At 45.3% G+C, this 12,106-nt stretch carries 13 protein-coding genes and 1 pseudogene; 6 read left to right on the top strand and 8 right to left on the bottom strand.

Going from position 1 to position 12,106, the window contains the following annotated elements; all coding sequences use genetic code 11:
- Positions 1-119 precede the first annotated feature (119 nt).
- Positions 120-947 (top strand): Cof-type HAD-IIB family hydrolase, encoded by an 828-nt coding sequence (locus tag RG608_RS07595; RefSeq protein ID WP_308946802.1) that lies wholly within the window; start codon positions 120-122, stop codon positions 945-947.
- Between the two features lie 30 nt (positions 948-977).
- Here the strand turns inward: RG608_RS07595 and RG608_RS07590 are convergent, their stop codons facing one another.
- The 6 genes and pseudogenes from RG608_RS07590 to RG608_RS07565 all read right to left on the bottom strand — a co-directional run bounded on the left by RG608_RS07590 (position 978) and on the right by RG608_RS07565 (position 5,965).
- Positions 978-1,463 (bottom strand): N-acetyltransferase, encoded by a 486-nt coding sequence (locus RG608_RS07590; RefSeq protein ID WP_308946801.1) that lies wholly within the window; start codon positions 1,461-1,463, stop codon positions 978-980.
- A gap of 40 nt (positions 1,464-1,503) precedes the next feature.
- The gene (dltD, locus tag RG608_RS07585; protein ID WP_308946800.1) at positions 1,504-2,772 is read right to left on the bottom strand and encodes a D-alanyl-lipoteichoic acid biosynthesis protein DltD; all 1,269 of its coding nucleotides are present in this window, start codon (positions 2,770-2,772) and stop codon (positions 1,504-1,506) included.
- Positions 2,765-3,004, bottom strand: coding sequence for a D-alanine--poly(phosphoribitol) ligase subunit DltC (gene dltC / locus RG608_RS07580; protein ID WP_002894204.1), 240 nt, complete (start codon positions 3,002-3,004; stop codon positions 2,765-2,767). Before dltC ends, dltD begins: the two co-directional genes overlap by 8 nt.
- Before the next feature lie 19 nt (positions 3,005-3,023).
- Positions 3,024-4,267 (bottom strand): annotated as a pseudogene (dltB, locus tag RG608_RS07575) (D-alanyl-lipoteichoic acid biosynthesis protein DltB).
- Entirely contained in the window at positions 4,264-5,814 is a 1,551-nt protein-coding gene (gene dltA, locus RG608_RS07570; protein ID WP_308946799.1) for a D-alanine--poly(phosphoribitol) ligase subunit DltA, read from the bottom strand. The pseudogene dltB and the gene dltA overlap by 4 nt, the downstream one beginning before the upstream one ends.
- Positions 5,815-5,833: 19 nt before the next feature.
- A complete protein-coding gene (locus RG608_RS07565) occupies positions 5,834-5,965 on the bottom strand; it encodes a teichoic acid D-Ala incorporation-associated protein DltX (RefSeq protein ID WP_002894209.1) in 132 nt (43 codons plus the stop codon).
- Between the two features lie 259 nt (positions 5,966-6,224).
- Here RG608_RS07565 and RG608_RS07560 point away from each other — a divergent pair, with 259 nt between their 5' ends.
- The 5 genes from RG608_RS07560 to RG608_RS07540 all read left to right on the top strand — a co-directional run bounded on the left by RG608_RS07560 (position 6,225) and on the right by RG608_RS07540 (position 9,940).
- Positions 6,225-6,563 carry a PadR family transcriptional regulator gene (locus RG608_RS07560; RefSeq protein WP_308946798.1) on the top strand — a complete coding sequence of 113 codons (339 nt, stop codon included), beginning with the start codon at positions 6,225-6,227 and terminating at the stop codon, positions 6,561-6,563.
- Positions 6,538-7,137, top strand: a complete 600-nt coding sequence (locus tag RG608_RS07555; RefSeq protein WP_308946797.1) for an HAAS domain-containing protein — start codon at positions 6,538-6,540, stop codon at positions 7,135-7,137. Before RG608_RS07560 ends, RG608_RS07555 begins: the two co-directional genes overlap by 26 nt.
- Positions 7,130-8,197: a DUF4097 family beta strand repeat-containing protein gene (locus tag RG608_RS07550; protein ID WP_308946796.1), complete on the top strand. Its 1,068-nt coding sequence runs from the start codon at positions 7,130-7,132 to the stop codon at positions 8,195-8,197. The genes RG608_RS07555 and RG608_RS07550 overlap by 8 nt, the downstream gene beginning before the upstream one ends.
- A gap of 143 nt (positions 8,198-8,340) precedes the next feature.
- Complete coding sequence (locus RG608_RS07545) at positions 8,341-9,294, top strand: LD-carboxypeptidase (RefSeq protein ID WP_308946795.1); 954 nt, start codon at positions 8,341-8,343, stop codon at positions 9,292-9,294.
- Entirely contained in the window at positions 9,287-9,940 is a 654-nt protein-coding gene (locus RG608_RS07540; protein ID WP_308946794.1) for an HAD family hydrolase, read from the top strand. Before RG608_RS07545 ends, RG608_RS07540 begins: the two co-directional genes overlap by 8 nt.
- A gap of 83 nt (positions 9,941-10,023) precedes the next feature.
- On the opposite strand, the gene RG608_RS07535 is transcribed toward RG608_RS07540, so the two are convergent.
- Together RG608_RS07535 and RG608_RS07530 are read right to left on the bottom strand one after the other, a co-directional pair.
- Positions 10,024-11,283, bottom strand: a complete 1,260-nt coding sequence (locus RG608_RS07535) for a carbohydrate-binding domain-containing protein (RefSeq protein WP_308946793.1) — start codon at positions 11,281-11,283, stop codon at positions 10,024-10,026.
- A gap of 19 nt (positions 11,284-11,302) precedes the next feature.
- On the bottom strand, positions 11,303-12,016 hold the full coding sequence (locus tag RG608_RS07530; protein WP_308946792.1) for a polyphosphate polymerase domain-containing protein: 714 nt from the start codon (positions 12,014-12,016) through the stop codon (positions 11,303-11,305).
- Between the last annotated feature and the right edge of the window lie 90 nt (positions 12,017-12,106).

Here is a 12,106-nt window from a genome sequence, read left to right as displayed (position 1 = left end):
TTGCTCGGTTTTTTGATTTTCTATTAGGCAGTCTCTACAAGCTTGTAAATCCTTGCCAAAACTTTTAAAGTCTTAACGCATATGTTATACTCTATGTAGAATAGCAAGGAGGACGACCCATGACAAAACAAGCGATTCGCCTGATTATCAGCGACATTGACGGCACGATTTTGGACGATCAGCACCAAGTGGATCCAGCACTTAAAGACCTAATTCCTCTGCTCAGTCAGAGAAAGATTCCTTTCGTCCTCGCTTCTGCTCGCTCTCCTCTGGGTATGGAGCCGATTGCGCGCGACCTAGGACTAGGTAATAATCCGCTAGCCTGCTACAATGGCGCTCTAGTCATCAAGGGCGACCCACAAGCTTACGAGACCATTATCGAGCACCCTCTAGATAAGGAAGAAATCCGCACTTTTCTGGAGTTGGTCAAGGCTGAATTTCCTAGCGTGTCCATCAATCTCTATTCCGGTAAGGATTGGATTGCCGATCGTTTGGATAAGTGGGTACAGATAGAAGCTGCTATTACAGGCGAGCAGCCGATGATTCAGAATGTACTAGTGCCAGTACTAGATGCGCAAATGCCCGTCCACAAGCTACTCCTCATTGATGAAGCGCCTGTCATCCAGAAACTCCATGACTACCTACAGACCTTAGACTTCCCCAAGACAGCTTTTTATCTCTCAAAGGACAACTACATGGAAGTCACGGCCAAGCATGTCTCCAAGGAGCAAGCTTTGTACGAAATTGCCCAGCACTACCAAGTGCCTCTAGAGCAGGTCATGACAATCGGAGACAACTTCAATGACCTTCCTATGATGCGACTGGCTGGACTCGGAGTCGCTATGGGCAATGCCCCTGAAGCAGTCAAAACCAAGGCAAAAACCGTCACCAAAAGCAACAATGAGCACGGGGTCGCAGAAGCTGTGGAAAAGTTTGTTTTGATATAACCTAAAAAATCTGCCCTTGAGCAGATTTTTTTATTGATGATAATCATAAGCCAGGCGAGGACTGCCGTCTGCCACATAAATAATGCCGCACTCACTAAAACCGTAGTTCAGGACAGCAGCCTGCATAGGCTGATTGTCCGCATGGGTATCGATTCGCAAATAGGGAATCTGCTGGCAGCAAAAATCAAAGACCTGACGGGATAGGCCTCTGACTTGCCCGTTCGAAGCGATGCGGTGAATGGTGCCGTAAGGCTCCGAAAAATGCCAGGCTCCCATTTCGATGACCTGATAGGTCGGGTCTTCTCCGATGATAAAGGCAAAGGTGCCGACCAGCTGCCCATCTTCCTCGATAACAAAAGAGTGGCCAGCCACAATATCTTCTTCAATCAAACCCTCGCTAGGATAGCCTCCATCCCACTGAGTCGGATTGCCCTGGTCTTTCATGAACTGACGGGCCACATCATAGATTGCCATCATAACAGGGATATCTTCTGTTTGGGACAAACGAATCTTCATCTTTCCTCCTTTATAAAAATAAGGCTGGAAAGTCCCAACCCTATTTGAATTCTTCTGGTTTGCCAGTATACTGAGACCATTCCTTAGTGAAGAAACGGTCATTGATCTGGTAGTTTGGCGCCGGCTGTGGATTGGCTACAAAAGGATCAACCGCCTTGTCAAAGGCCAGCCAGCCATTCCAGCCCATGTGAATAGTATCCTGCATGAAGTAAGGCTTATCGCCGTCCTTAGAAAAATCAGCAATGTTGGTAAAACCCTGACTTTCCAGCTGGTAGCGAATCTTAGTCACCGTCCGCTGGTACATTTCAGGACTGAGACCTGTATACTCCATCCACTTGGAATTGACCGGTGGAATGATGAAGATGACATTGGTCTTTGACTTGGCAAACTGGTCCAGAACCAGCTGCAAGTCGTTGTACTCAGGGGATTTTTCATAAGATTGCTTGGTCTGAAAACCTCTGAGCTTGGCAACCTTGCCGGCCAGACGGGTCTTGTAAAATTGATTGTCTATGCCGAATTGATTGTTATTGGTCTTCTTCTTGGCTTCTGCTGTGGCAATCTCTTCCAAAGCTTTATAGGAGAAGGTGTCTGGCAAATCCGCCATATAAGGCAAAATTCGCTGGTCATAATTTCCATTATTGAGGGCAGCAAAATTGCTAAAAAAAGCATCTTGGCGCTCATTAAGATGAGCCATCATCTCAATATGGCGCTCTTCAAAGCTGCTCAGCTTTTTACCTTCAGACAGCTTCTGGACGCTCTCTGCCATAGCGACATCTGGATAGAGCTGAAGGAGGCGCTGGGCTGCATATTGCGCCGCCGCATCTCCTTGCTGCTGAGACAGATAAGCCGTCAGCTGATCGCTGTTGAAGTACTGCTGAAAGGCCGAAGCATCATAGCCGGTCTTGGTAAACCACTGGGGCGACACCACATAAACCGCCGTTTGTCCCTCCAACTCAGAGGACATCTGCTGCATACCAAAGTACTGATTAAACGATGCTGCCCCGCGCTGGCCTAGAAAATAAGGCCGATAGGAGCGATCGTATTTCTCAGCCAGCACTGCCGGATGCATACTATCAAAGCGCAGCCATTCGCTAGATCCAAAGAAGGGCACAAAGCGCATCTTCTTATCGGTCAAAGCTGTCACCTTCTTACTGCGGCTCTTGAAGTTTTCTGCTGTCAGGGTCACTGCTGAGCGCTTCTCTGCTTCTATATCATGCTTTTTATCAAGCGGATAGAAGAAAAAGAGCAGGGCAACCATGGCCATGGCGCAGAAAACTGGGCCCAGAATCAGCCAGAGTCGTTTAAGCATTGCGAAGCTCCGTTACGCCTTCAACGATTTTATTGGCTGTGTTCCAGTCATCGCGTCCAAACTCTGACACTGGCACGCGGATGTCAAAACGGTTTTCCAGCTCAACAATCAGCTCGACCGTTCCCATACTGTCTAGGACACCAGCGTCAAACAAATCCTCGTCCATCATATCTGACACATCTTCCATAAATAGTTCTTCGATAATTTCAATTACTTCTGCTTTTATATCCATTTTTCTTCCTCATTCATTATTATTTTTTAAACCAAAGCTCATTTAAAAATCCAGAAAAGATTAAAAATGAGAACATGACTGCGTGAAAGGTCACCACAATCCCCAAAGCTTGAGTCCATTTATTGTCTGGCAAAGGCGGAAGCCCCTTAGCCTTGCGCTCTTTGTTTAGAGTTTTCTTTTTGCGCAGCCAGGCATCATTGACGACCAGACCAGCTCCATGAAAGAGACCGTAGGCGATATAATACCAGGTCACACCATGCCAGAATCCCATTATCAGCATGTTGATCAGATAGGCCACACTAGAGGTCGTGTTGCGGTTTTTAAAGACCTTATTGCGCATCAGGACCATGACCAGCCGCATAAAGACAAAATCACGGAACCAAAAGGACAGACTCATGTGCCAGCGATTCCAAAATTCTTTCAAATCGCGTGAGAGAAAAGGCTTATCAAAGTTGATAGGGCTCTTGATTCCCATGAGATTGGAAATAGCTAGCGCAAACATCGAATAACCGGCAAAGTCAAAGAAGAGATCCAGACCAAAGACATACATGACGCCCAGAGTTCCCAGATTAAAGAAACCGCCGGTATAGAGAGCGTAGGTCTTGACATGCCCCAGCAAGAGATGTCCAAAGATATGGGCTAGGATAAACTTATAGAGAAAGCCTAGCATGATATACTTGACAGACTGCTCCAGCATATCCAGCAGCTCATCGCGCTCAGGAATGTTCAAATAGTCTTCATTGAAACGCTTAAAACGATCAATGGGGCCACTCGAAAAGGTCGGCATGAAGAGCAGGAAACTCAGGAACTCCCAGAGCGTGAACTCTGTCAGAACTCCATCGCGCATCTCAATCATCATCCCTACCGAACGAAAGGTCAGATAGGAAATCCCCAAAAACCAAAGAGAGACTGATGACCGCTGATTGCGGGCTCTACCTTGACAAGCACAAGCGGCAGAACTGCCAGCAAGGTATGCAGATAAAAGATCCACTTGCTGTCCCGCGACTGGCGATAAAGCTTATATGAATAAACCCAAACTATCTGCCAGATGACATAGCCCAGTAAAGCACAAAGCTGCGCCAGACTGGGACCTGTCAGCATCAGGACGATAAAGACCAAGCTGACCAAGGCTTCATAAAGGGGGAAGCGTTTCTTAAAGAAAAGTCCGACAAAGATTGGCAGAACTGCCAGAACGATATAGACAAAGTAAACTGGGTTGCCGTAGGGTTCCAAGTGAGGCAGTTGTTTCAAGAAATCCATCATCGCTTATTGACCTCGCTAATCAGCCCCTTAATGTCAATCTTGCCATTCGGGGTCAAAGGCAGGGTCTCTCGATAGAGGAACTTGGACGGCATCATGTAGGACATCATGATATCCTGCAGATCTTCCTTGATTGCCTTGGTGATATCGATTTCTCGCTCAAACTGCTCAGCCACACCGTCTTTGAGAATGACATAGGCCAGCAGATTTTGAACCTTGTGGTCCTTATTGTAGCGGGGCACAGCCACTGCAGATTCAACGTATTTAGATTTGTTGAGGTTTTGAGACACATCCTCCAGCTCAATACGGAAACCATTAAACTTGATCTGGAAATCCATCCGGCCGCCGTAAAGCAGCAGGCCTTCATCTGTCATGGAGCCGACATCTCCTGTATGATAGGCTGGCAGACCTTCAAATTCAAAGAAGGCCTCCGTTGTCTTCTCGGGATTATTCAGATAGCCTTTGGATACGGCTGGGCCGCAGACGATGATTTCTCCCTGCTGGCCATTCGGCACCTTCTGCCCTTCTTCGTCAATGACAAAGGTCGGAGAGTCCGCCTTGGTATAGCCAATCGGCAGGCGCTTGCAATTTTGCAGCATCTCATCAGTCACTGCTACTGCAGACAAGGCCACTGTTGCCTCAGTCGGACCATAGGCATTGATAATGCGAGCTTGAGGGAAGCGATCGCGCAGCTTCTGAGCTGTCTTGACTGTCAACTCCTCGCCGTCAAAGTAGAAATGCGTCAGCTGAGGCAGCTTCTGGCTGTTAAAGTCATCCGACAGCAAGGCCATGTCCGCAAAGGAAGGCGTCGAAGTCCAGATAGCAATAGGCAGACTGAGAATCGTCTCAAACAGCTGCTTGAAATCCTGAGTCACAGCCGAAGGTAGGGCAAAAAGAGTCCCTCCCAAGGCCAAAGTCGGCGCCCAGTACATGACTGATAAGTCAAAAGAATAAGGCGGCTGAGCCAACATTTGAGGACGAGCCGGAGTCGCAAACTCCTTATCTGTAATCATCCAATTTGTAAAGCTGAGCAGATTATTGTGGGAAATCTGCACCCCCTTAGGTTTACCAGTTGTCCCTGATGTGAAAATGATGTAATAATTATCATCTCCCTGCACCGGTTGGCTCAGCTCATAGGACGCTCCCTCTCTGAAGGCTGTCTGAACTTGCTCCGCACTGAAAATAGGAGCTTCTACATTTGCCAGCGGAAAATCATTGATGGCAATAATCAAACTTGGCTCAGCAACTTCCACAATCGCTGCCACGCGCTCCAAGGCTGAGTGGCTGTCAATAGGAATGTAGGCATGACCAGACTTGGTCAAGGCCACAAAAGTAGCCAGCATTTCGTATTCCTGACCGCCAAAGACCACAACCGGAGACTTGTCAGGAAGTCCCAAACGGTCAATCTGAGCCGCCAACGAATCGGAATCCTTCTTTAAATCGCCATAAGTATGAACTTGACCTAAAATATCATAAACTGGAAAATCCGGCTGCACCTGAGCAAAATGCTCAATCGCTTCAATCATATCATGTATCACTTTATTTGACATTATTTCCTACTCTCTCACATTAAAATTCATTATAGATAAAGCCGCCCTGACCCTGACCCAGATAGCTAAAGAAATAAAGCAAGGCCAGAAAGATAACAAAATATAGTAGGGTTTGGCCCAAAAACTTATATAGGGTTTGATGTTTTTTCATTGATCTCTCTTATATTTTTAGTTAGACTTACACCATTTTACCATTTTATGGAAGATGTTTTCAACACAAAAGCTAAGGAAGATGTAAAGTTCTTATAAGGAAGAAAGGTACTTTGATGTTCCTTATAAATAGCCATAAAAAGGCATTTTCAAAAAAATATATAAAAATTTTATATATTTTGCTTGACTTTTTTCCTAAGAGGTTGTAGACTATATATAGAAAGATTATATATAAATATTTTACACAAGGAGGTGGTCCTATGTCTTTCCCCACATCATCGGCTTTGATTGAGTTTCTCATCTTAGCCATCCTTGAAAAAGACGATTCCTACGGTTATGAAATCAGCCAAACGATCAAGCTGATTGCTAATATCAAAGAATCAACACTTTACCCCATTCTGAAGAAGCTGGAGCAAATTGACTGCCTCACGACTTATTCGCAGGAGTACCAAGGACGAAAACGAAAATACTATTCACTCACTGCCTACGGGCATGAACATCTACTCACTCTCAAAGAAGAGTGGCAAACTTATACCATGACCATCAGCGGTATCATAGAAGGGAGCATCCGTCATGACAAGAACCGAGTATCTAGCTGAGCTAGAAAAATATCTGAAAAAACTGCCACGCAAGGACTATCAGGAAGCTATGGATTACTTCACTGAGTACTTCGACGAGGTAGGCCCAGAGGGCGAGGAAGCCACTATTGCTGATTTAGGCAGCCCAAAGGAAGCGGCTCATGAGATTATGTTGAATCTTTTGGACAAAAAAGTCGAGGAAGATAATCAAGACAGCAGTTCATCAAAAAACACTAAGAACATCGTCCAGATTGCTATCCTATCCATTTTGGCAGCACCCTTGGCTATTCCGCTCTTTATAGTAGCAGCACTTTTGACTTTCGTTTTCTTCCTCTTAGTCTTTATCTTTGCTCTAGTCATGGCTATAGGTGCCTTTGCCTTCTTTATTTTTGGAATCAGCCTGATCTGGGACACTTTGACAGTGGGACTGACGACATCGATCCCGGCCTTCCTGTTCACTCTGGGGCTCAGTGTTCTAGCTCTGGGACTGTCCGGCATCTTCTACGCAGGCATTTCTCCTGTTACTCAGTTTGGCAAGGCTGGCTTTGTCAAACTAGCTCAACTTTTCGCAAAGAAAGGAGCACGTCATGGCTAACATCAAATTGAAAAAACCTCTTTTATCCGCAGCTATTTTAGCCTGCCTCTTTGGTGGAGCCTTGACAACTATCGGCTCCATTACAGGCGGTGTCAACGACTTGGTCAATTCTGCCAAAAGCAAGGTAAAACTAACGAAAAAAGAAGAAAGTTTCTCTGATCTTTCTTCCCTAAATATCAACTTAGCAGCTAGAAACCTCGTCATCAGCGAATCTCCTGATGACAAGGCTCACTTGACCTATTACCAAAGAGACGGCAACTATCAGATTGGCGGCAGCATGCTTGGAAAAATAACAACAAGTTCTGAAAATGGAAACTTAAACATCAAGGAAGATGGTGCAGACTCCTTCCACATAAGCACTGACATCCGCTCCTTCCACATAAGCACTGGCATCCGCTCCTTACTCAGCTTATTTGACCAAGAATCTCAGGAGAAGCGTACTGTGGAGCTTTCCCTGCCCAAGGGGACCAAGCTTGAGACATTCAGCGGCAGTTCGTCATTAGGAGATGTTACGCTGTCCAATCTATCAGCCAAAAATGCTGACTTCTCTCTATCTCAGGGCTCGTTGACTGTGAATGATAGCCAATTCGCATCTGGTAAATTTAAGAACTCTCTGGGAGAGATTACCATCAATAACAGTCAGATTAGCTCTGGAAAAATCATTGATTCTTCGGGTACCATCACTCTGAGCAACAGCCAGTTCGCATCTGGCGAAATATCAAACTCTCTGGGAGAGGTCAATCTAAACTCGAGCAAAATCTCCGACAGCACTCTGAAAATCTCAAGCGGCTCACTGAACTCTGAACAGTTGGAATTAGCTGGTACAATCTCTATCACTAACCAACTGGGCGATATTAATCTGCATCTGGTTTCTGGCAGTTTGTCGCAGCTATCCTTTGATCTGAAAACGGATCTAGGTGAAATTGACATCCCTAGTAGTATAAGTGTAGAGCACTCCAAAGGCCATGAACTTGGCGGCTCTGCCATCCGTAAAGTCGAAAATCCGACAACTACACTTACTGCCAGCGTCGAAAGCGGTAGCATTAAGCTCAGCGAATAAATCATAGAAAAGAATATATACAATCAGGGAGTCCTCAGCGGCTCCTTTTTTGATAAAACTTCCCACAATTCTCTAAGATTGCTTTACAGGCCTTGGCCTTTGTGCTATGATATTCTATAAAAATTTATCACAAGGAGGTTCCTATGAAAAAACTCACACCTGGTATGCACATTCGGGTCGTCAGCCCCTCGGCATCAATCGAACACATCGGTGGCTTTGAGGTCAATCTAGCCGCCAAGGAGCGCTTGGAAAAGCTAGGATTTACCGTGTCTTTTTCGGAGCATTATCTGGAAAATGATATGTTAGGCTCTGCTTCCATCGAAAGTCGGGTGGCAGACATCCATGCCGCCTTTTCGGATGACTCCGTTGATGCTATTCTGGCCACCATCGGCGGTTTCAACTGCAATGAGCTCCTGCCCTATCTGGACTTTGAGTTGATTGCTAGAAACCCTAAGATTTTCTGCGGCTACTCGGACACAACAGCCTTGCTCAGTGCTATTTACACTAAGACTGGCATGCAAACCTATATGGGACCCTCCTACTCTAGCTTTAAGATGGATGACCTACAGGACTATCAGACTGAGAGCTGGCTCAAGGCTGTCAGCCAGACTTCTTACGAGCTGACTCCTAGTGAAAAATGGGGCGACAACGCCTGGTACCTGCCCGATGCCCCACTGACCTTCCATGAGACAGAATGGAAAGTTTATCACCATGGGCAAGCCCAAGCCACGGTTATCGGTGGCAATCTTTCTACCTTCTCGCTCCTACGTGGCACACCCTATGCCCCAACTGATGAGAACTATGTCCTCTTTGTTGAAGAGGCAGAGGAAGATTTCTATGTAGAATTTGAACGCAATCTAGCAGCCCTTCTTCAGGCCTATCCTAACCCGCAGGCCCTTCTCATCGGCCGCTTTCCAAAAGAATGCCAGATGACAGAGGAGCTGCTCCTTTATATCTTGGACAAACATCCGATTCTAAAGACGATTCCCGTCCTCTATGACTTGGACTTTGCCCATACTCAGCCACTCTTTACCATTACCATCGGTGCTCAAGTGACCGTGGATACAGAGAAGATGTTGATTAGAATTGATGAGTAAGGCATATCATAATTACTGTGGAGGTAGTAAAATGTCAGCTCATAAATGGTTGTTTTTTGACATTGGCTCTACTTTGATTGATGAAAAAGAAGCCTATCAAGATAGAATTAGGAGAGCAATTACAGGGACAAATATTAACTACGATATTTTTTATGCTCGTATGGTTGAACTGTTTAAAGAAGGTAAAAAGGGAGACTTGGAGACAATAAAAGAATTTAACTTAGAACGTCCCATTTGGAACTCTAATTTGGAGAAATTATACCCAGATGCCCAAGTGGTCTTAAAAGAATTGCACAACCGATATAAAATCGGAATCATCGCCAACCAACTACCTGGCCTAAAAGAGCGTTTGAAAAAAATGGGACTATATCAATGGATTGATTTAGTTGTCTCTTCTGCAGAGCTCGGACTTGCCAAGCCTTCCCCTGCCATTTTCACTTTAGCTTTAGAGAAAGCTTATTGCCCTGCTAAACAAGCTATTATGATTGGTGATCGAATAGACAATGATATCATACCTGCTAAAGCATTAGGAATGACAACTATCTGGTTAAAACAAGGTTTTAGTGCTTATTACCAACCCCAACGACTAGAAGAAAAACCTGATTTCACTATAGAAAATTTATCGTCCCTCTTAAGTCTTCTATAAAAGATTGCTTTGCAGAAACATAGCTGCATCCCCATCTTTTTCATAAATTAATAAGGCAGTTCAAATTGAACTGCCTTATTTTCTTATCGTCCACCAAAACCGCCTTGGCCGCCTGGGGCACCGCCGCCACCAGGTCCACCAGCGCCAGGTCCGTCTGCTGTGATTTCTGTTCGGCTTTCACCATTGACCGTGATGGTACCGCCAGTGTAGGTAGCCGTTCCATCAAAGTCAAAGGCAGATACCGTAGAAGTAATATCCAAGTTTCCTCCTGACATGATGACATCACCATTGGAGTCGATAGCATCGGTATCGCCTTCACCGACCTCGACCTTGATATCGCCACCAGTAATCTTGATAAAGATATCAGCGCCAGTTACGTCACTAGCTGCATTGATCCCATCATCTGTCGCATAAAGATCCAGCTTGCCGCCGTTAATGGTAACATTGGTTCCTTCCAGAGCTTCTACACTCTTAGAAACCGTAATCGTTCCACCATCAATCAAAGCAATATTGCTAGCGTGCAGACCATCATCACCAGCATTAATCGTGATGGTACCGGACTGGATATAGAGATTCCCCAGAGAAGTATCTTCATCATTGTCCGCGTGGATAGCATCTTCTGTCGCTGTGATATCGATAGTAGCGTCCTTGATATTAATGGCTGAAGCTGCTGACAGACCATTCTTAGCTGCCTTGATCGTATAGTTACCACCTGTCACCCGCAAGATCTGCTCAGACTTAATCGCTGTTTCATACTTGCCGTCAACTGTCAGGCTTCCAAAGCCGTTGAGAGTCAGGTCAGAGTTACTATAGATAGCTGCATCTGCATCCGTATTGCTGTGATTAGATGAATCTGAGATGGTATTTTGGCTGCCGTCAGCCAGAGTCAGGCTTGTTTTACCCGCATTTTCTACTAGGATAGCTGCGTCTGTCCCGCTCATGGTTACGCCATTTAGGACGATTTGAACCTTGTCGCTATCACCTGCTTTGACGACAATCTGCACATTTTCACTCGTTCCGGAAACGACATAAGTCCCAGCCTCAGAAATTGTCACGGTAGAGCCGGAGACACTAGCGCCGTCACCAGAGGTCTTAGCACTAGAGCCACTCAGGCTGATGGTCGTCGCCTTGGACTCATCATAAGAAGCATCTGAGTCCTCTGAGGCAAAATAATCAGAAGTATTAGTCTTAGTCTGACTGGTACTGGTAGCATTAGCAGTCTGGGTAGTGCTTGAAGCTGTAGAGCTGCTGGCATTTGAACTGCATGCTCCCAGCACTGCTGTCATCAAGACCAGTGGAATCATCAATTTAATTTTTTTAAGAGTTGATTTTGATTGTTTCATTTTTCTTTTCCTATCTATTTTATTTGCTGCTGATATAATTTGCTTTTTTATAAGCAAAGCCATATTTGGAGAAAGAGCTAGGAGACAGTTGGTAGCGATCCATGATTTCACTCAGCCATAGCGGGCAGGTTTCTGGAGTCTTAACTTCCATGATAACGTGATTGGCTGGCAGGAGATGATCTCCATGGCGACCAGCCAAGAGACTCAGATCATAAGGACGGTAGGTAAGGTCGTGATCAAAGGTAATCCGAATCCGCTCATCCTCAATCCCTTTCATCGAATAACGATTGTAGCCGATATACATCATAGGCTGAATATTGCCAAAACGCTGGGTTAGCCAAGCCATTTCCTTATCTATCTGAAGGTCAGTCAGCTGACTGTAATCTCCGTCCAGATAGGCTTCCGCTGTCAGCAAATCTGCTGCAATTCGGCGTTTGCTGACCAGATTCTCTGTCTTTTTCTTGATTTCTAAAAAGACTTGACTATCTTCGGTCGGATGCTCTTGATAAGTCCGCAAGCGCACCTTCTCGTCAAAGCAAGGATTTTCCAAGGACTCACGAATGAGCTGATAAGACGGCGTATCGTAGTAGAGATTGTTAATGGTCGAATAAGCTCGCTCATCCTCCACCAGATAGCCTTCAAACTCTAGCAATAGATCCAGCAAGGTTTCCTTGGAAATGATGTATTTGGTTTCAAAGCGCTGAAAATGATTTTGAAAATTTTTTTCTGCCATGGGCTTCTCCCCTCTCTATCTTTCTTGAATGTAATGCAATTTTAAAGATGAAAACTTAAAAGAAAGATAAAGAAAACTTAAAGAAAACAA

The sequence above is a fragment of the Streptococcus sp. IsoGale022 genome (assembly GCF_031142805.1).
Lineage (GTDB): Bacteria > Bacillota > Bacilli > Lactobacillales > Streptococcaceae > Streptococcus > Streptococcus sanguinis_A.
This window is presented reverse-complemented; position numbering and strand designations above follow the sequence as displayed.

Excerpts from the sequence above, each read along its gene's own strand:
- RG608_RS07595 (WP_308946802.1), top strand. The coding sequence starts at position 120 with ATGACAAAACAAGCGATTCGCCTGATTATCAGCGACATTGACGGCACG.
- RG608_RS07590 (WP_308946801.1), bottom strand. The coding sequence starts at position 1,463 with ATGAAGATTCGTTTGTCCCAAACAGAAGATATCCCTGTTATGATGGCA.
- dltD (WP_308946800.1), bottom strand. The coding sequence starts at position 2,772 with ATGCTTAAACGACTCTGGCTGATTCTGGGCCCAGTTTTCTGCGCCATG.
- dltC (WP_002894204.1), bottom strand. The coding sequence starts at position 3,004 with ATGGATATAAAAGCAGAAGTAATTGAAATTATCGAAGAACTATTTATG.
- dltA (WP_308946799.1), bottom strand. The coding sequence starts at position 5,814 with ATGTCAAATAAAGTGATACATGATATGATTGAAGCGATTGAGCATTTT.
- RG608_RS07565 (WP_002894209.1), bottom strand. The coding sequence starts at position 5,965 with ATGAAAAAACATCAAACCCTATATAAGTTTTTGGGCCAAACCCTACTA.
- RG608_RS07560 (WP_308946798.1), top strand. The coding sequence starts at position 6,225 with ATGTCTTTCCCCACATCATCGGCTTTGATTGAGTTTCTCATCTTAGCC.
- RG608_RS07555 (WP_308946797.1), top strand. The coding sequence starts at position 6,538 with ATGACAAGAACCGAGTATCTAGCTGAGCTAGAAAAATATCTGAAAAAA.
- RG608_RS07550 (WP_308946796.1), top strand. The coding sequence starts at position 7,130 with ATGGCTAACATCAAATTGAAAAAACCTCTTTTATCCGCAGCTATTTTA.
- RG608_RS07545 (WP_308946795.1), top strand. The coding sequence starts at position 8,341 with ATGAAAAAACTCACACCTGGTATGCACATTCGGGTCGTCAGCCCCTCG.
- RG608_RS07540 (WP_308946794.1), top strand. The coding sequence starts at position 9,287 with ATGAGTAAGGCATATCATAATTACTGTGGAGGTAGTAAAATGTCAGCT.
- RG608_RS07535 (WP_308946793.1), bottom strand. The coding sequence starts at position 11,283 with ATGAAACAATCAAAATCAACTCTTAAAAAAATTAAATTGATGATTCCA.
- RG608_RS07530 (WP_308946792.1), bottom strand. The coding sequence starts at position 12,016 with ATGGCAGAAAAAAATTTTCAAAATCATTTTCAGCGCTTTGAAACCAAA.